Raw genomic sequence first — 17603 nt, 5'->3', positions numbered from 1 at the left:
CGGCACGTCCGAATGCGTGTATTTCGGCTGCCCGCAGTTTGGCGTGGCATGTTGTGGGTGGCGTTGAGCGGCCTGGTGTTTACCCTTCTCAACACGATCGTACGAAACATCACCCTGTCTCTGGATCCGTTTCAATCGCAGTTCTTGCGGTATTTGTTTGGCGTGGTGGCCATGTTGCCGCTACTGTGGCGTCAAGGCTTGAATGCCTATCGGCCGGTTAATTTACGCGGCCAGTTTTGGCGTGGCGCGGTTCATACTGCGGGTCTGATGCTCTGGTTCACGGCATTGCCGCATATAGGCCTGGCCGACATGACGGCAATTGGCTTTACGGGTCCGATTTTCATCATGATTGGTGCAGCATGGTTTTTGGGCGAGGATATGCGCGCAGATCGCTGGGTCGCGGCAACGATTGGCTTTGCAGGTGTACTGGTGGTGGTTGCCCCCAAACTCACTGGTCAGGGTGGCTGGTATTCCTTGGTCATGCTGGCATCGGCACCGGTCTTTTCTGCCTCCTTCTTGATGACAAAGACGCTTACCCGTTACGAAAAACCGGGTGTGATCGTGCTGTGGCAAGCCATATCAGTAACCGTTTTGAGTCTGCCATTGGGTCTGATGAATTGGTCGTCCCCGACAGCATGGCAGTGGCTGGGATTTGTGACCGCAGGCGTATTGGGTTCACTCGGTCACTACTGCCTCACACGTGGGTTTCGCGTCGCCGACATCTCGGCCACACAGTCCTTGCGCTTTCTTGACTTGATCTGGGCGTCGTTGATGGGTTGGTTGGTATTTTCCGATGTACCCAGCCAGACCACATTACTTGGTGCCTTGGTCATTCTGGCGTCTACGGTGTGGATTGCTCGACGCGAACATCGACGTTGATGATCAAATAATTGAACTATCTTACTGAGCAGCCTACGGCCTGTTCATGGTCGAAAGTTCAACTTCAAATCCAATGTCAGGTATGGCGCATGTCGTGCACCCGGATCGCAGCGGAAGTAGTCGGTGGCACCCATAGAAAAATGTCTCATCCAAAGAAATGGAAGTCAGAACTGCAAATCAACTTCGCTGATATTCATCAATGTACAAACCGGTCAAGTTCATAGCATGAAGTTGTGGGTGTCTCGCCCATGATTTCGTCTTGAAGGAGAGGGTCATGCAAACTTTTACTGGTCGTTTCATCAATGTCACTCTATCCACTGTCACCCTGCTTGGAGCAACGGGGATGGCATTAGCGGAATCTAGTCCACCGTCGTTTATCGCTTCGCCCGAAATTTTTAAGGTCATTTCAGAGAACGAGCGCTACAGAATCATTGAAGTCACATTGAATGCTGGGCAGCGCAGCCAAGTTTACGCAGCGCCCATGCGTGGCGTCTACTTCGTCACCGATTGCGCGCTACTTCGCCATCAGCCAGACATCAAGTCAAGAGAATCATTCGACGCAGCGGGGCGTGCTGCCGTGAAGGACGCGATTTCCTCCCAATCCACGGAAAACGTTGGTAAGTCCATTTGCAAATTTGTCACTTTCGAGTCCAAATAGGCCAGAGATCAGGCTCATGTGAGGTATTCCACTCGGTTCTGATAGCCAATGCCATTGCATCGCACTGTTGCCATGCGGAGGTAACAGTATTGGCATTTTGCACAGGTATTCAGCAGTAACGAATGTCAGCTTCGGGTCTTAAACGGACCTGGAAAAACTGAATTCATTTTCCGTTTTTGAGGCCGTTAGCATCGCTTGACGAGAAGTTTTCTCAGGCGCGACATCCACTGGGCGAGGGCCTTCACGCAATGTGAATGCACCGGGTACCGAAAGAGGAGCAAGACGTGAGGGATGGCATGAAGCATCCCTCTGATCACACATTTGTTTTGACCTGATCCGGCCAGCCATCAATGCCTTCGTCCAAGTGCATCCTTGGCGGATTTGTGCAGCGCCGCTACACTGCCAGCCCCATGAAGAGCACCCCGTTATCCAACACCCACGCCGTCGAATATGCACAGCGCATGAACAAGGTGCTGGACTACATTGACCAGCATTTGGACACGCCGCTGGACCTGCCCACCCTGGCAGAGGTGGCGTATTTTTCTGCTTTTCATTTTCACCGTGTATTTTTGGCCTGGGTCGGTGAGACGCTGGGTGACTACATGTGGCGCAGGCGCTTGGAGATTGCGGCCGTTCATTTGGCAGCGAACGCACAGGCCACCATTCTGGAAATCGCTTTGACCGTGGGCTTTGGCTCCAGCGAGGCCTTTGCGCGTGCCTTCAAACGGCGCTTTGGGTGCACGCCCAGCGCCTGGCGCGCTGGTACGCCGCAGCGCTGGGCGGATGAGTTGGCAAGCACCCGGCTGCGGCATGTAAATAGCAATCTGAATCAGCGCCACAGCAAGCCCGATCAGGCCGCAGCGCCGGGCACATCGGAAGATACAGGCCTTAACAACCTGGAGTTCAAGATGGATATGAAAGTGAAGAAATTGCCCGCCGTCCGGGTGGCCTATATGCGTTACACCGGGCCCTATGGCGCGGGGGTAAACCGTTTCTGGATGGAGAATTTCGTGCCGTGGTGCCTTGCCAATGGTCTTGATGGGGTGGGGTGTTACGGCATTGGCCTGGATGACCCTGGCGTGACCGCCGCCGCCAAGTGCCGGTACGATGCCTGCGTGGAAGTGCCCGCCAATTTTGTGGCCAAGAGCCCTGCAGGCATTGCTGATTTGCCCGGTGGTCTTTATGCCGTGGGTGACTTTGTGGGCACGGTGCCAGACATCAGTGTGGCCTGGACGGAACTGCTGCGCAACTGGTTGCCCTCCAGCGGCATGCAGGCCGATGCCCGCCCGTGCTTCGAGTATTACCCGCCCAACGCAAAGTATGACCCTCGCACGGGTGTTCTGGAATGCCAGATATGCCTGCCAGTGCGCTCGCTCTGAGCCTGGCGAAAGGGGCCGTACCAAATGAGGGGCCAGACATTAGGAGCGGCATGAAGATCCTCTTTGGACAAGGCCGCCTCAATCAGGCACCCGGCCCGCAATCCATACAACGCTCTATCACTGGCGGCCCGATGTGCAGCTTGTGGTTGAGATCCCGCAGGGCGGTGCGCAAGCCTTCTTCAATGACTGGATGGTAAAAGGGCATGTCCAGCATGGCGGACACGGTCATACGCTGTTGCGCCGCCCAGGCCAGCAGATGCCCGATGTGCTCGGCGGCGGGGCCGAACATTTCCGCCCCCAGGAACAAGCCGCTGCCATGCTCGCCGTAGACTTTCAGAATGCCCTTGTTGCGCAGCATGACCCGACTGCGCCCCTGGTCCTCAAAGGACACGAGTCCCTCTGCGAAGCGATCCTTGAATTGCTGGTCGAGCTGTTTCAGGTTGAACCCCACCGACGCGATTTGAGGATCGGTGAAGACCACCGCCAGGGGCGTGCGGCGCAAGCCGGGTTGAATCTCGGGATAACGCCCGGCATTCTCGCCCGCGATGCGACCCTGGTCGGCGGCTTCGTGCAGCAGGGGGATGTCGTTGCTGGCGTCGCCGGCAATAAAGATCGCGCTGCTGCCGCACTGCTGGGTGAAACGGTCAAACACCGGCACGCCGCGCTCGTTCAGCTGCAAGCCGGTGTTTTCCAACGCCAGCCCGGCGAGATTGGGCGTCCGGCCGGCCGCCGCTAGCACATACTCAAACGGCTCGGTTTGCCAGGCCCCGTCCCGATGCAGGTAATGGACTTCGACCCCGCCAGCCACTTCTTTGACAGACTTCACCTGAGCCGACGCATCCAGATAGAACTCTTCGTTGAAAACCTTGTGGGCGTAATCCCGAATGGCCGGGTCCTGAATACCGGCAATACCGCCGCCGACGCCGAACACCTTGACCTTCACGCCCAGGCGGCTCATGGCCTGGGCCAGTTCCATCCCCAGTATGCCGGGGCCGAACACCGCCAGACTTGCCGGCAAAGTGGGCAAGTCGAATACGCTTTCATTGGTGAGCAGGTGCGCGCTCAGACCTTTGAGCACCGGCGGCAGCATGGGAATGCTGCCGGTGGCGATGACGACGCGCTGGGCGTGAATCAACTGGCCGTGTTCCGTCACCAGCGTACTGGCATCCTGAAAACTGACCTTTGCCTTTAAGCGGTCACACGGCGGAATGGCTTCAACCGTCTCCAGCACGAATCCGACAAAACGGTTGCGTTCGCGCTGCACGCGCGCCATGACTGCCGCGCCGTCAACGGTGATGCCTTTCACCTGCACCCCGAACGGTTCGGTATGCCGAGCCTGATGCGCCGCCTCCGCAGCGGCAATCAGCAGTTTGCTGGGCATGCAGCCCACACGGGCGCAAGTCGTCCCGTAGACGTCGCCTTCAATCAGCAAGACGGAATCGGTATGGGCGCGGGCGGCCCGGTAGGCGCCCATGCCGGCGGTACCGGCACCTATGACGGCGACATTGGCGTGAATGGGTTTCAAGTCGTTCAGCATGGTTTTCCCGGGGTTCGTGTTGCGGTTCTTGAACTTCTGCAATGTAGGCCTCCCGGCGTGATGAGTCTGTTCGCTAGCGAACAAAGCTCAAAGTCAACCAGCCACAGTTGAGGTTTTCGCTTGCAGGCTGCCTCTACTTCCAGTAATGTGAGAACTCATCGGAAAACGCTTTTGCTTATCCACTGCAAGGAGACCACCATGAAACACAGTCCGAACCCGCGTGACAAACAGGCACCGCATACCGGCAAGGTCGAAAACGACACCAACAAGCAGGGTGAGCAAGCGCCCACGCAGTTGAATCAGGGCCAGCGCACGCCGGACAGCCGCAGCGACCGCGAGTCGCACGTGGGCGGAAGCAATCAGTCGCAGTCGCGGCGCGGGCCGGTGGGAACGCCCAAGCGCTGACTTCCGCAATGTTTCAGATGAGGGATTTGCGAATTCGCGCGGAGATCACGTCAATCACCGTCACCGTCACAATGATGATGATCATCACGGCGCAGGTTTCGGCGTATTGAAAGCCGCGAATGATTTCCCACAGAATGACACCGATGCCGCCGGCACCGACCATGCCCACCACCGAGGCGGAGCGCACATTCGATTCAAAACGGTAGAGCGAATAGGAAATCCACAAGGGCAGCACCTGCGGGATGATGCCGTAGACAATTTCTTCCAACGCATGGGCACCGGTGGCGCGGATGCCCTCCACCGGCTGGGCGTCAATCGACTCCACCGCTTCGGAAAACAGTTTGGCCAGAATGCCGGTGGTGTGGACAAACAGGGCCAGCACACCGGCAAAAGGCCCCAGGCCCACGGCCACGATGAACAGCATGGCAAACACCATCTCGTTGATGGCGCGCGCCGCGTCCATCAGGCGGCGGATCGGCTGGTGAATCCACCACGGCGTGATATTGACGGATGACAGCAAGCCCAGCGGCACGGCAAACACCACGGCCAGCGCCGTGCCCCACAGCGCAATTTCCAGCGTGACGATCATTTCCCGCAGGTACAGCCGCCAGTCGCCAAATTTTGGCGGAAAGAAATCAAAGGCGTAGGTGGCCATGTTGCCCGCATCGCGCACCAGGTCGAATGGGCGCATATCGGCGCCCCGCCAGGAGCCGGCCAGCAAGGCCAGCAAAAGACCCCAGGCCAACAAGCCCAGCAGGTTGGTACGGGGTGTTTGCACCTCAAGAAAATCAGGCCTTGGTTGAGGTGCGGTCCGCATTACTGCACCTTGCCCAGCGCAGCCAGTTGTTTGTCGATATCGGCCAGCTTGCTCTGCTTGTCGGCAGCGGCCAGATTGGCATCGGCTTCGAATTTGTTGCGCGCCTTGAAGAGTTCAAGCTGGCGAATGGGAATGAGCTGGCCGTTGCTCGATGCCTTGAAGCCCGAGAGCTTGGACAGCTTGAAGAGGTTGTCTTTTTCCTGCTGGCCGCCTTGGCCATAGGTGTAGAAGAAATCACGCACTTTGGCCTTGGTGGCTTCGGGCAAATCCTTGCGGATCACCAGCGGGTCCAGCGGGATCAGCGGCGAGGTCCAGATGACGCGGATGTCGTTGAATTTTTCGGGCAGTTTTTCTTTCAGCTTGTCCAGGTTCTCGCTGTTGTTGGTGGCCACGTCCACCTGCTTGTTGGCGACTGCCAGTGCGTTGGACTCATGGTTGGCGCTGCGCGTGAGCTTGAAGAAAGTCTTGGGGTCGATCTTGTTTTGGGCAAAGACGTAATAGCTGGGCACCAGGAAGCCCGAGGTGGAGTTGGGGTCGCCGTTGCCGAAGGACAGGTTCTTGCCTTGCTTGAGCATGTCGTCCAGCGATTTGATCGGGCTGTCCTTGTGCACGATCAGATGCGAGTAGTAGCCCTGCGTGCCGTCGGCGTTGACCATTTGCGCAAACACCTCACCACCGGCGCGGTCCACGGCTTCCATCGCCGACTTGTTGCCAAACCAGGCCACATGGACCTTGTTGAAGCGCATGCCTTCGATGATGCCGGCGTAGTCCGGGGCAAAAAAGGCATTGACCTTCATGCCGGTTTTTTTGGCCATGCCGTCCAGCACCGGTTGCCAGTCCGATCTCAGGTTCTGGGACGATTCGGTCGAGATGATGCCGAAATTGATTTCCTTCAATTCCTGGGCTGCCACGGGATTGATGGCGATGAGCGTGGCGCCAGCCAGGCTGGCGAGCAGTTTCTTGATCATGGGAGTTTCCTTTTGAAGTGTGACACGAGAGAGAAATCGGATTCAGGCCGCGCTGGCGAGCGGGGCGCGCGCTGCCAGCGGAGCGGGCCAGACCAGATGCGGCGCAGCCGGCTTGTTGTCCTGCAGGCTGGTGATGTGGTCGCCCAGCGCCAGGATGTCATCGGCATCGGCGCCATAGAGTTCGCGCAGCAAGGTGGGCGTCAGCGCCACCGAAGGGCCGTCGTACACCACGCGCCCCTGGTGCAGGGCGACGGTGCGGGGGCAATACTTGATGGCGACGTTCACCTGGTGCAGCGACACCACCACCGTGCATTTGTCCTCCCGGTTGACGCGCGCCAGGATGTCCATGACCTTGCGTGAGGACTCGGGATCGAGCGAGGCAATGGGTTCGTCAGCCAGGATGACCCGGGCGCCCTGCACCATGGCGCGCGCAATGGCAGCGCGCTGCTGCTGGCCGCCCGACAGGGTCGAGGCGCGCTGGGCGCAACACTCGGCGATGCCGACCCGCCGCAAGGCCTCCACGCCGCGGGCCACCTCACTGGGCGTGAACCAGCGCAGCAGACTGCGCCACAAAGGCACGCGGTGCAGCGTGCCGGCCAGCACGTTGACGATGACGGGCAGCCGGTCCACCAGGTTGAACTGCTGAAAGACGAAGCCAACGCCCGCGCGGGTGCGTCGGATGTCGGCTGCGATTTTTCCGTTCTGCTGCACGGTCTGGCCGTGGATCTGGATCAGCCCCTGGCCCGCACCGTCCCCGGCCATGAGGCCGGCCATGTGGCGCAGCAGGGTTGACTTGCCGGAGCCCGAGGCGCCAATCAGCGCCACCATTTCACCGGCCTTGATATCCAGATGAATATCGTGCAGCGCTTTGCGGCCGCCGCGAAATGTCTTGTTCAGTGCATTGATGCTGATGGCTGTGCTCATGGTGACTCCTGTTCGAAGCGCCTAACTTAACGGCGCAATATGACAAACAGATGTCGGTTGGGTCGGCTATTTGTTCCAGCGCAGCAAGCGGCTTGAGGGTGCGCGCCTGCAATGCGGTGAAAATACAGGTCTCCTTTTACGGCTCTACCCCCATGAACCGACACCTCTGGCTGCTGGCCATTTGCCAGGGACTTTTCCTGACCAACAACGTCACCTTCATCGCCATCAATGGTCTGGTGGGCTTGAGCCTGGCGCCGCTGGGCTGGATGGCAACCCTGCCCGTCATGGGCTACGTGGTCGGCGGTGCGCTGTCGACCGGTTTGGTGGCCAAGACCCAGCATCGCTTTGGGCGCAAGCTGTCGTTTCAGATGGGTCTGCTGGTGGCGCTGGCGTCGGCTTTGCTGTGCGCCTATGCCGCCGTCAGCAAGAATTTCTGGTTGTTGTGTACGGCGACGGTGGTGGCGGGCTACTACAACGCCAACGCCAACCTGTATCGCTTTGCGGCGGCTGAACTCGCGACCCTGGCCTGGCGCGAAAAGGCCGTGTCGCTGGTGATGGCCGGGGGGCTGATTGGCGCCGTGCTGGGGCCCAACCTGGCGGCCCAGACCCGCACGCTCACGAGCGTACCGTTTGCTGGCGCCTACCTGGCCCTGGCCGGCGTGGCCTTGTTGGCGATGCTCGTGCTGGCCTTCATAAAATTCCCGCCGCCGCCGGTAAAGAAGTCAACCGGCAGCGGCCGTCCGCTGGCCGAGATCATGCGACAGCCCGCCTTCATCGTGGCGGCTGCTGCGGGCGCTTTGAGCTTCGGTGTGATGAACCTGCTGATGGCGGCCACACCGCTGGCCATGCAGCAGTGCAGTCTGCCGTTTTCCGATGTGGCGCTGGTGCTGGAATGGCATGTGATCGGCATGTTTGCGCCCGGGTTCTTCACCGGCCATCTGATCAAGCGCTTCGGCACGCTGACCATCATGGGGGTTGGCGTGGCGCTTAATGCGCTGTGTATCCTGGTGGCGCTGTCCGGCGTGGACCTGCAGCAGTTTTTGATCGCGCTGTTTTTACTCGGCGTGGGCTGGAATTTCCTGTTCACAGGCAGCACCACACTGTCCTTGCAAACCTACTCGCCCGAGGAAAAAGACCGGGCTCAGGGCGCCCTGAATTTCTTTGTTTTCGCCACGCTGGCCGTGAGCTCGTTGGCCTCCGGCGTGCTGGTCACGACCCGCGGCTGGCAGTTGCTCAATGTCGGCTCCTTGCTGCCGGTGGCCTTGACGGCTGCGGCGCTGGTGTGGCTCAGGCTGCGGCAAGTGCGGGCGCGGGTGGCTTAGCCGCCGCGCCGCAGGGCCTCCTGCGCCTGGCACAAATCAACCCAGGCGCGGGCTTTGTGCTGCGGGCTGCGCAGCAGATAACTCGGCGGATAACTGACGATGACTGGAATACCCTGGTAGCGGTAGATTTGCCCACGCAGTTGGCCCAGCGGCGTGCCGGCCAAACCGGGCAGACTGCCCTGCAACAAGCCCTGCGCGGCAAACCGGCCCAAGGCCAGGATGACCTTGGGCCGCACCAGGGCCACTTCGCGGCGCAGGTAGTTTTCGCAGCTGGCGAGTTCGGCCTGGGTCGGGTTGCGCGTCTGCGCCGGGCGGCACTTGACGATCGGGGTGACGTAAGCCGCTGTCGCCGCTTGAGCCGCTGGGGCGGCAACGCCACTGCCGGCGTGGCGGCTCAGGCCCAACGCCTTGAGCATGTTGTCGAGCAATTGACCTGCTGCTCCGGCAAAAGGCGCTCCCGCTTGCTCGTCGGCATCATCGGGCGGCTCGCCCACCAGCAGCCAATCGGCCAGGCGCGGTGCATCGGGCGCCGCTTGCACGGCGGTGCGGCGCCCAGTGCACAGGGGGCACGCCTGGCAAGTGGCGATGGCCTGCGTCAGCGCGGGCCAGTCCAGGCCGGCCACATCAGCGGCGGGTACGCCCGTGCTGGTAGCCGTTTCCCTGGTTTTGGGTGGTGCTGAAGTCTTTAAGACTTTTTGAGCTGTAGCCCCCGTCATTGCTATGTTGGTAGCTACTGTTTTAATAGCATTATTGGGCGCTTCTGGCGCTGCCTGCACGGCGGCTGGCAGCGCCGGCGCCGCGACCGGCAGATCAGCCGCGGCCGCAGGCATCCAGACGCGCACCCCCATCTCTTGCAACATGGCGCGCTGGCGGGGATCGAGGGCTAGACTCATAGTCGCATTTTCGCCCAGCTGGCGCGTCGTTTTTTGTGCGTTCAAAGCCGCAAGCTCATCACGATCGCGTCTTCGCGCTGACCATCGTCATCGGGGTAGTAGTTTTTGCGTTGACCGACGCGGCAAAAACCGTGGGCTTCGTAGACCATGATGGCACGCTCATTGCTCACGCGCACCTCCAGCCACAACCACTCGGCGCCTTGCCCCCTGGCCCAGAGCGTGAGCGCGTCCAGCAGCACCTGCGCCCAGCCCTGGCGCTGGTAATCGGGGGCCACGGTGATGTTGAGCAAGTGCACCTCGTCCACCCCTTTCATGGCCACAAAATAGCCCAGCAAGGTGTCCTGCGCCATCAAGAGCTGGATTTGATGGCCGGCATTGATCGAGTCCTCGAAGTTGCGCCGCTCCCAGGGATGGGCATAGGCTTGCTGCTCCACGCGCAACAAGGCGTCCAACTTCTCGGGCGTCAGGGGCTCGAAGCGGACCTCGACGGTTTTGGGAACGGCGCTCACAGCGCCGCCTTCTCAGTGGCGCGCTCAAGCGTGGTTTTGGCCACTTTGTCGCGGATATAAAGCGGCAGCGCCTGCCCGGCGGCAACGGCGGCGCCGTCGGCCAGCAGGGCGGGCGCCAGGCGCAGCAGGGCGCGGGCAGCGGGCAGGGCCTCGATGCGCGGCGCCACGCCGGGCAGACGCGCACCGTAGTTGGCAAACACATTGCCGGCCAGCGGACAGTCGGCATCCTGGCTTAAGTCTTCAGGGCAAATCAGGCTGTAGCCCTTGATCTGCTTCCACTTGCCACTATCGAAAACGTAGCCGGCGGCATACATCTCGTCCATCCGGGCGTCCAGCAAGGCCAGCACCTGCCAGTGGGCCAAAGCGCTCACCTGCTGAAAACGGGCTTCTTCCGCCACCGCCAGCAAGGTGTCGATCGGCAGTACCTTCAGGTTCGCGCCAAAAGCCAGGCCCTGCGCCACCGAGCAAGCGGTGCGCAGACCGGTAAACGAGCCCGGTCCACGGCCAAAGACAATCGCGTCCAGATCAGCAAATTGCAGGGCGGCCTGCGCCATCAGGCGCTGGATGGTCGGAATCAGCTGGCTTGAGGTCTGCGCGCCGCCGGGGCCGCTGTGCTGCCAGACCGGGTGCGTCGTCGTTGCGCCTGCTGCGTTGGCGCGCTGCACGGCGACCGACATGATGTCGGTGCTGGTGTCAAAGGCGAGCAGATTCATCGGCGATTATTTTACCGAGCAAACCAACCTCTTGCCCCCGAGAAATTTGAGTCATCAGCTACCTTTTTAATAGCAAAAATGGAAGAATTCACAGGGGCGCACTCAAATCCAAGTGCCGTCGCTCATGCACTGTCAGCGCTGCATTTGACATGATTCAATATGTTTGTAATCATATTGAGCAAATTTACTCAGTATGATTTATGACCTTTTATCGTAGTCAAGTTCAGGCGTTGCGCGACCGATTGCAAGAACCGCCCCTGTTCATCACGATTGTGGCCGGTCCCAGGCAAGTCGGAAAAACCACTTTGGTGCGTCAGGCTCTGGAAAAAAAAGCGCATTATTTTCTTGCCGTCGACCAGCCCACCGAGCCTCGCACACCGGCATTCGGGGACTTCACGTCTCAGACCAGCGAGGTTGAGGGGGCGCCCCGGGATGCCGCCTGGCTGATACGTAGCTGGCGAAACGCACGGCAACAATGCACAGCATTCAAACTCAACAGCCCTGAGCAGCCTTTCGCTTTTGTACTGGATGAAATCCAGAAAGTGCCACGTTGGTCGGACACCGTCAAAGGTTTGTGGGATGCGGACCGTGCCCAAGGTCTGGAAATGCACGTGATCTTGTTGGGAAGTTCTCCGCTGCTGATGCAAAAGGGCTTGACCGAAAGTCTGGCGGGTCGCTACGAGCTCATGCGCGCAACGCATTGGTCATTTATCGAGATGCACCAGGCGTTTGATTTCACGCTCAATGAATACATTTATTTCGGTGGCTATCCTGGTAGCGCCCGATTGATACGCGACGAAGGCCGCTGGCGCAACTATGTTCTGGCTAGCTTGGTGCAACCCAGCATCGACACCGACATTCTGCAAATGACCCGCGTGGACAAGCCAGCCTTGCTCAAGCAACTTTTTGAATTGGGGGCCAGCTACTCGGGCCAAATCCTCGCGTTGGGTAAAGTCAAAGGGCAGCTGCAGGATGCCGGGAATGAGACCACGCTAGCCGGCTACCTTGACCTGCTAGGCAACGCAGGCCTGTTAACCGGGCTGAAAAAATACCATGTGGGCGCGGCGCGGCGGCGCGCATCTGCGCCGAAATTCAACGTACTCAATACCGCGTTGATGTCCAGCGCCACAGCTTATACATTTGCCCAGGCGCAGGCTGATCGCAGCTACTGGGGGCGTTTGGTTGAAAGCACGGTGGGCGCGCATCTTTGCAACACGGCGACCAGCAACGAGGAGATCAGTTACTGGCGCGAAAGCCCGCATGAGGTGGACTTTGTGATCGCCGATGCCATCCGGCTGACCGCGATAGAGGTGAAAAGTGGTCCATCCATCGGCAAGCTCGGTGGCCTTCATGAATTTGTAAAACAGCATCCCGCCGGCAAACCTTTGCTGGTCGGCACGGGTGGCGTTGAGTTGACTGAGTTTCTCTCGTATCCACTGGCGCATTGGCTTGATTTGGAGTGAGGTCTGACGTGAAAGCCTTCAAAATCCAAACTTCAGACCACCTGCCGCTTGAGCGCAGCGCCATGAAGCGAATGCAAGACGACACCTTGTCCAACCCTGAACCCCTGAGCCACTACCGTGACGTGCCGGCGTGGGTATTGATTGCCGACCCCGGCGCCGGGAAAACAGACGCTTTCAAAACACTGAGCGAGGCAGAAGCCGGCTACTACACCACGGCACGCGACTTTGTGGAACTGGGTTCGCCAAAGGATCAGAGTCCCTTGATTTTCATCGACGGACTTGATGAGATGACGGCGGGCAACGCGACCGGATCAACCCCGCTCGGGCAGATCCGAAGCAAACTTCAGCAGCTCGGCACACCGAAGTTTCGGATTTCCTGCCGGGAGGCGGATTGGCGCGGCAACACTGACAGCGCAGCACTGCAGCGCTTGGTCGGTGACAACAACTTTTTAGAGCTGCATCTCGCCCCTTTGACCCGCAATCAAACCCAGGCCTTGATTGCCCATTGGCAACCATCCAATGAGCAAGACGCAGCCCAGTTCATGCGCGAGGCCGAACACCGTGATCTTGAAGGCTTGCTGGACAACCCGCAAACCTTGCGCATGTTGGTCAAGGCCATGTCCGCCAGGTCGAACCACTGGCCTGCCAGCAAAACCGAAACATATGCACTGGCCTGCGAGCAACTGGTTCAAGAGCAGAACGAGGAACACCGCACCACACAACAAAATGACCTCCTGCCTTCTGAACAAATGCTTCAGGCCGCAGGCTACCTGAGCGCCGTCATGCTGCTATCCGGCAGTGCAGCCATCGCGCGACAGTCAGCACGCGAACCCCACGCGGGCACTCTGGCGTTGACGGACCTCAGCCGAGGCGAAAACGCGCCCGATATAGCAGCCTGCCAAGCCGCCCTTCGAACCAGCCTGTTCCGAGGGACTGGCCGTAGTGAATTCGTCCCCGTTCACCGCACCGTAGCGGAGTATCTGGGCGCGCACTACCTAATTACTCGCATTCACGCTGGCTTGCCCGCCAGCCGTGTTCTGGCGTTGATGCTGGGCCAGGATGCTGGTATCGTGCCCGAACTGCGCGGCCTGCACGCCTGGCTGGCCGCGACAGCGTCAGAGGAACTGCGCCGCGAGTTGATTGAGCGCGACCCGCTGGGCGTGGTGCTGAACGGCGACGTGCGCGCCTTCAGCCGCACTGAGAAATTGCAGGTACTCGACGCCTTGCGTGATGAAGCCACGCGCTACACCTATTTTCGCAACCAGAATTGGGCGAGCCATTCCTTTGGCGCCTTGGCGACGGCGGACATGGCAGGAGATTTCAAAGCCCTGCTGCAATCGGCCGACCGCAACTCGCCGCATCTGGCGTTGCTCGATTGCGTATTGGATGCCTTGGCGCATGGGCAGCACATGCCAACCCTGGCCCCAGAGTTGGAACAGGTGGTCCGCGATAAAACGTATTGGTCAGGCTCACGCAAAGAAGCATTAGAAATTCTTGCCACCTATGCGCAAGAAGACAACAGCTGGTCAACACTCACACAACTGCTGGCGGACGTTCACAGCAACGTCGTAGAGGACTTGGAAGACGAGCTTCTGGGTACGCTGCTGCAAGTCCTCTATCCCAACCATATTTCCCCAGCAGAGGTATGGCGGTACTTCAGGAAACCCAAGTCTGAGCAACTGCTGGGCTCCTACTGGCAGTTTTGGCATGACCTGTCAAAAGAAAAAACACCACCGGAAGACGTTCCAATCTTGTTGGATGCCTTGTTTTCGACAGGTTATCAGCTCAGCAACCAGCACGACCACATGGGCTCGCCCCAAATCGTAGGTGAATTGCTGGTACGAGGCGTGACACAGAACGGGGACCGAATTGATGTGCGACGGCTTTACAACTGGCTGTCCCTGGGCTTGGGCCCTCACCAGCACTGCCCGCTTGATCAACCAAACAAGGCCGCCTTAGCGCAATGGCTTGGCGAGCGCCCCGCTATTTACAAAGCATTGTTTGAACATGGCTTATCCGTGCAAGCCAATACGAGCGAAACTGTCTTCCGTAATTTGTGGTGGATTCGCGCGAAGCTTTATGGCGCGCCTGAGCCTGACGACGCCATGCTTTGGTATTTGTCGCTGGCCGAAGCAAGCATTGATGAGAACTTGCGGCGCCAGCTGGTTACCGAATCGTTTCAGCTAACCCATCAAAGAACGGGGCCAAACACTGCAATTGAACTTCTAGAAAACTGGTCCGCCGACCACTCAATCGATGCCGTCTGGGTCGCGGATTTTCTTCGCTGTCCCTATCCGCCACTTGAGCCCGAGCAAGAATATATTGACCATGAGATCAAGTACAAAGAGCGTGCCGCCGAGGAGTCACGTCAGACGATCAAATTCTTTAGCGAAACACTGTCCGGTTTTGCTACCGGTCCGGCTCACTTAGGCGCGTTGGTCGAGGTGGCAAACGCCTACCTCAACTTTTTTCGGCGTTCAGATGAGAAAAATCCTGAAACTCGCCTGCTTGAGTTACTGAACCAAGACAAGGAATGGGTTCGCCTTGCCCTGCATGGCTTGCGCCAGTGCCTGTTCCGCGATAACCTGCCTTCCGCGGCCGATATCGTTGATCTCCACACCAAAGGTCGACGCTACAGCCTGGCGGCGCCCTGCCTCGCCGCCATGGAACTGCGCTACGCAGAAGACCCAGCGGCGGCGTTTGATCTGCCGCCAGCCCTTTTGGAAACGGTAGTCGCTTTTCGTCTGACCAACAACTTCTATGAAACACCCGTCTGGTTCAAGCAACTGCTGACACAACGCCCCACGGTTTTGGCCAACGTCCTCCAGCGCTTGATAAGCCAACAAATCGGCGCAAAAAGAGAACATGTTGATGGTTTGCAGGTACTGGCCCTTGACGCAGACTACGCGGCAGTTGCAAGTCAAATTTCGCCGAAGCTTATCGCTGACTTTCCCGTCAAAGCAAGCAAGAAGCAGTTGCCGAGCCTGCGGCTGTTGATCGTCTCGATGATGGGTCGCGTATCCCGAGAAACCCAGCTCTCGTTAATTGCCAGCAAACTTAGCACCAAAGGCATGGATGTGGCACAACACGCTTACTGGCTGACGGCCGGTGTCTTGCTTGCGCCCGAGCTGTATCTGGAACGCACCCAACAGTTTGTTGAGAAAACCCAGGTTCGCATCAGCCATGTGTTTGCGCTAGTTCATGAACGCAGAGGAAGAGGCCGCTTGCAGGCCGATCTGCCCGTCGCGACACAATCCTTTCTGATCGGCCTATTGGGTTCTCGTTCAAATCCATCTTGGGTAAGGGGGTCCGGCTGGGTTACCCCGGAAATGGAGATGGGCCGCTATGTTGAAAGTCTGATTTCAGCGCTTGCAGGCAAGCCCGACGATGCTGCACTAGATGCCCTGACGGCTCTGCAGCAGCGGCAAGACTTGAAACACTGGGGCGACTCGCTCAGCCGCGCTCTGTATGACCAACGCATCACACGGCGAAAAGCGCTGTTCAAACCCGCTTCAGTCGCAAAAGTTTGCCAAACGCTGGCCAACAAACTTAACCCCGCTAACGCGGCCGATCTATTCGCTCTGACGGTTGATCACCTAAAGCAGCTGATACGTGGGATTCGGGACAGCGACACGGATGACTATGACCAATATTGGGCCGGTGACATCCCAAAATCCGAAGAACGTTGCCGTAACGCCTTGTTGTCTGCCCTCAAACCACGTCTTGCTCCGATTAGTATTTCGGCAGAGCCCGAGCGCCACCACGCTGACAGAAAGAGGGCAGATATTGAAGTCGCTTCAGGACTGATCCACATTCCCATGGAAGCCAAGGGGGAGTGGCATAAAGACGTGTGGAAAGCGATTGGCAATCAGTTGATCGCCCAATACTGCAGAGAACCGGCCAGCGATGGCTACGGCATCTTCCTGGTCTTCTGGTTTGCCGGCAACATGAAAGCAGCCCCAACTGACGGCGGTGCCAAAGTCAAAACACCACAAGAGTTGCAGCAGCGGCTGGCAGCCACCGTGCCGGAGGAACTGCGACACAAGATCGCAGTTCTGGTGGTGGACTGCTCAAAGCCGACCGCGACTCAATCTATAAAGAAAATCAGCCTCTAGCCCCCGTGCTACCTGCTTGAGAAGCTATTGTTTTAATTGCAACAGGTAGCGCCACCCGCACCCCAAACAAAATCCCCAGCGTCACCAGGACCAGGCCCGCAGCCAGATTCCAGTACAGCGGTTCGCCCAACAACAGCACCGCGCCCAGGGCCGACAGGCCCGGCACCAGCGCCGTGATCATGGTCGAGCGCACCGGGCCAAAGTGCTGGATCATCTTGGTAAACGTGATGCCCGATACCACCACCGAGCCCCAGCCCTGAAAGACAGCCTGGAACAGCACTTCGCGCAGCGGCGCGCTAAACACCTGGCCCTGTACCCAGCCACCGAGCAGCAGCACGGTGTAAACCGGCACATAAGTCACAAACGCAAACGCGGTGATGGCAATGGTGGCGCGCACCGCGTTCAGGTGATAGCGCCGCGCCAGCACGCTGTAACAGGCCCAAGTCAAAGCCGCCAGCATGAACAGCAGATCGCCCTTCCAGACCTCGCCGCCGTCGAAGGCGCCGATCAGGCTCTTGCCGCCCACCAGCAGGTCGCCCAGAACGATCAGCCCCAGCCCCAGCGCGCGCACCGGCGTGATGTGGTCATGCAAAATCAGCGCCGCCAGCAGCGCCGTCCACAGCGGCAGACTGCCCGGCAGCAACACCGAGGCGTGCGCCGCCGGGGCAAACACAAAACCGTTGTAGGCCACCAGCGCATACAGCAGCCCGCCAAACAGGCCCACCGTGGCGGTGACGCGCCAGCACAAAGGCGACACGCCCAGCAGCGACGACTGATGGATGCCGCGATCGCGATCGCGGTACACCAGCCAAGCGCCCCAGGGCAACAACACCAGACTGGCGCCGACGATGCGGCAAAAGGCCAGGTCGAAGGGGGTGAGCGTGCCGCCGCGCGCCGGGTCGCTTGATACGCGGGCGATCAGGATGAACGAGGTCCAGACCAGCACCGTGACCACGGCGGCGGCGATGCCGATGGTGCGCGCTGAAAAAGCGCTTGAATTCGAGGGTGAGGCAGCGTGCAT

General features: G+C 59.3%; 15 protein-coding genes. 7 read left to right on the top strand and 8 right to left on the bottom strand.

Going from position 1 to position 17603, the window contains the following annotated elements:
* Window positions 1–12: 12 nt before the first annotated feature.
* The 3 genes from WA157_RS20130 (at window position 13) to WA157_RS20120 (ending at window position 2916) form a co-directional block, all read left to right on the top strand.
* On the top strand, window positions 13–879 hold the full coding sequence (locus tag WA157_RS20130) for a DMT family transporter (protein WP_422622678.1): 867 nt from the start codon (window positions 13–15) through the stop codon (window positions 877–879).
* Between the two features lie 274 nt (window positions 880–1153).
* On the top strand, window positions 1154–1537 hold the full coding sequence (locus tag WA157_RS20125) for a hypothetical protein (protein WP_422622677.1): 384 nt from the start codon (window positions 1154–1156) through the stop codon (window positions 1535–1537).
* A gap of 410 nt (window positions 1538–1947) precedes the next feature.
* Window positions 1948–2916: an AraC family transcriptional regulator gene (locus WA157_RS20120; RefSeq protein ID WP_422622676.1), complete on the top strand. Its 969-nt coding sequence runs from the start codon at window positions 1948–1950 to the stop codon at window positions 2914–2916.
* Between the two features lie 82 nt (window positions 2917–2998).
* Here WA157_RS20120 and WA157_RS20115 read toward each other — a convergent pair whose 3' ends face one another.
* Window positions 2999–4441, bottom strand: a complete 1443-nt coding sequence (locus tag WA157_RS20115; RefSeq protein WP_422622694.1) for a dihydrolipoyl dehydrogenase — start codon at window positions 4439–4441, stop codon at window positions 2999–3001.
* 210 nt (window positions 4442–4651) lie between these two features.
* On the opposite strand from WA157_RS20115, the gene WA157_RS20110 reads away from it, so the two are divergent.
* Window positions 4652–4858, top strand: coding sequence for a hypothetical protein (locus WA157_RS20110; RefSeq protein WP_422622675.1), 207 nt, complete (start codon window positions 4652–4654; stop codon window positions 4856–4858).
* Window positions 4859–4871: 13 nt separating this feature from the next.
* Here WA157_RS20110 and phnE read toward each other — a convergent pair whose 3' ends face one another.
* From phnE to phnC, 3 genes are read right to left on the bottom strand one after another with little or no spacing between them, the layout of a single operon-like run.
* Entirely contained in the window at window positions 4872–5675 is an 804-nt protein-coding gene (gene phnE, locus WA157_RS20105; RefSeq protein ID WP_422622674.1) for a phosphonate ABC transporter, permease protein PhnE, read from the bottom strand.
* Window positions 5675–6643 carry a phosphonate ABC transporter substrate-binding protein gene (gene phnD / locus WA157_RS20100; protein ID WP_422622673.1) on the bottom strand — a complete coding sequence of 323 codons (969 nt, stop codon included), beginning with the start codon at window positions 6641–6643 and terminating at the stop codon, window positions 5675–5677. Before phnD ends, phnE begins: the two co-directional genes overlap by 1 nt.
* Window positions 6644–6685: 42 nt before the next feature.
* The gene (gene phnC, locus WA157_RS20095) at window positions 6686–7567 is read right to left on the bottom strand and encodes a phosphonate ABC transporter ATP-binding protein (RefSeq protein ID WP_422622672.1); all 882 of its coding nucleotides are present in this window, start codon (window positions 7565–7567) and stop codon (window positions 6686–6688) included.
* 152 nt (window positions 7568–7719) lie between these two features.
* On the opposite strand from phnC, the gene WA157_RS20090 reads away from it, so the two are divergent.
* Window positions 7720–8889: an MFS transporter gene (locus WA157_RS20090; RefSeq protein ID WP_422622671.1), complete on the top strand. Its 1170-nt coding sequence runs from the start codon at window positions 7720–7722 to the stop codon at window positions 8887–8889.
* Here the strand turns inward: WA157_RS20090 and WA157_RS20085 are convergent.
* Genes WA157_RS20085 through tsaB form a run of 3 tightly spaced genes read right to left on the bottom strand, consistent with a single transcriptional unit; the run spans window position 8886 to window position 11004 of the window.
* A complete protein-coding gene (locus tag WA157_RS20085; protein WP_422622670.1) occupies window positions 8886–9782 on the bottom strand; it encodes a uracil-DNA glycosylase in 897 nt (298 codons plus the stop codon). The two genes, WA157_RS20090 and WA157_RS20085, sit on opposite strands and share 4 nt — an antisense overlap.
* Window positions 9783–9823: 41 nt before the next feature.
* Window positions 9824–10291, bottom strand: a complete 468-nt coding sequence (gene rimI / locus WA157_RS20080; RefSeq protein WP_422622669.1) for a ribosomal protein S18-alanine N-acetyltransferase — start codon at window positions 10289–10291, stop codon at window positions 9824–9826.
* Window positions 10288–11004, bottom strand: a complete 717-nt coding sequence (tsaB, locus tag WA157_RS20075; protein ID WP_422622668.1) for a tRNA (adenosine(37)-N6)-threonylcarbamoyltransferase complex dimerization subunit type 1 TsaB — start codon at window positions 11002–11004, stop codon at window positions 10288–10290. The genes rimI and tsaB overlap by 4 nt, the downstream gene beginning before the upstream one ends.
* Before the next feature lie 200 nt (window positions 11005–11204).
* Here tsaB and WA157_RS20070 point away from each other — a divergent pair, with 200 nt between their 5' ends.
* Window positions 11205–12467 carry an ATP-binding protein gene (locus tag WA157_RS20070; protein WP_422622667.1) on the top strand — a complete coding sequence of 421 codons (1263 nt, stop codon included), beginning with the start codon at window positions 11205–11207 and terminating at the stop codon, window positions 12465–12467.
* A gap of 8 nt (window positions 12468–12475) precedes the next feature.
* On the top strand, window positions 12476–16582 hold the full coding sequence (locus WA157_RS20065) for an NACHT domain-containing protein (RefSeq protein WP_422622666.1): 4107 nt from the start codon (window positions 12476–12478) through the stop codon (window positions 16580–16582).
* Here WA157_RS20065 and WA157_RS20060 read toward each other — a convergent pair.
* Complete coding sequence (locus WA157_RS20060) at window positions 16572–17603, bottom strand: DMT family transporter (RefSeq protein ID WP_422622665.1); 1032 nt, start codon at window positions 17601–17603, stop codon at window positions 16572–16574. The two genes, WA157_RS20065 and WA157_RS20060, sit on opposite strands and share 11 nt — an antisense overlap.

Source organism: Rhodoferax ferrireducens, from assembly GCF_049302455.1.
GTDB classification, from domain to species: Bacteria; Pseudomonadota; Gammaproteobacteria; order Burkholderiales; family Burkholderiaceae_C; genus Rhodoferax; species Rhodoferax ferrireducens_B.
Note: the sequence above shows the minus strand (reverse complement) of the source record. Positions and strands in the feature narration are given on the sequence as shown.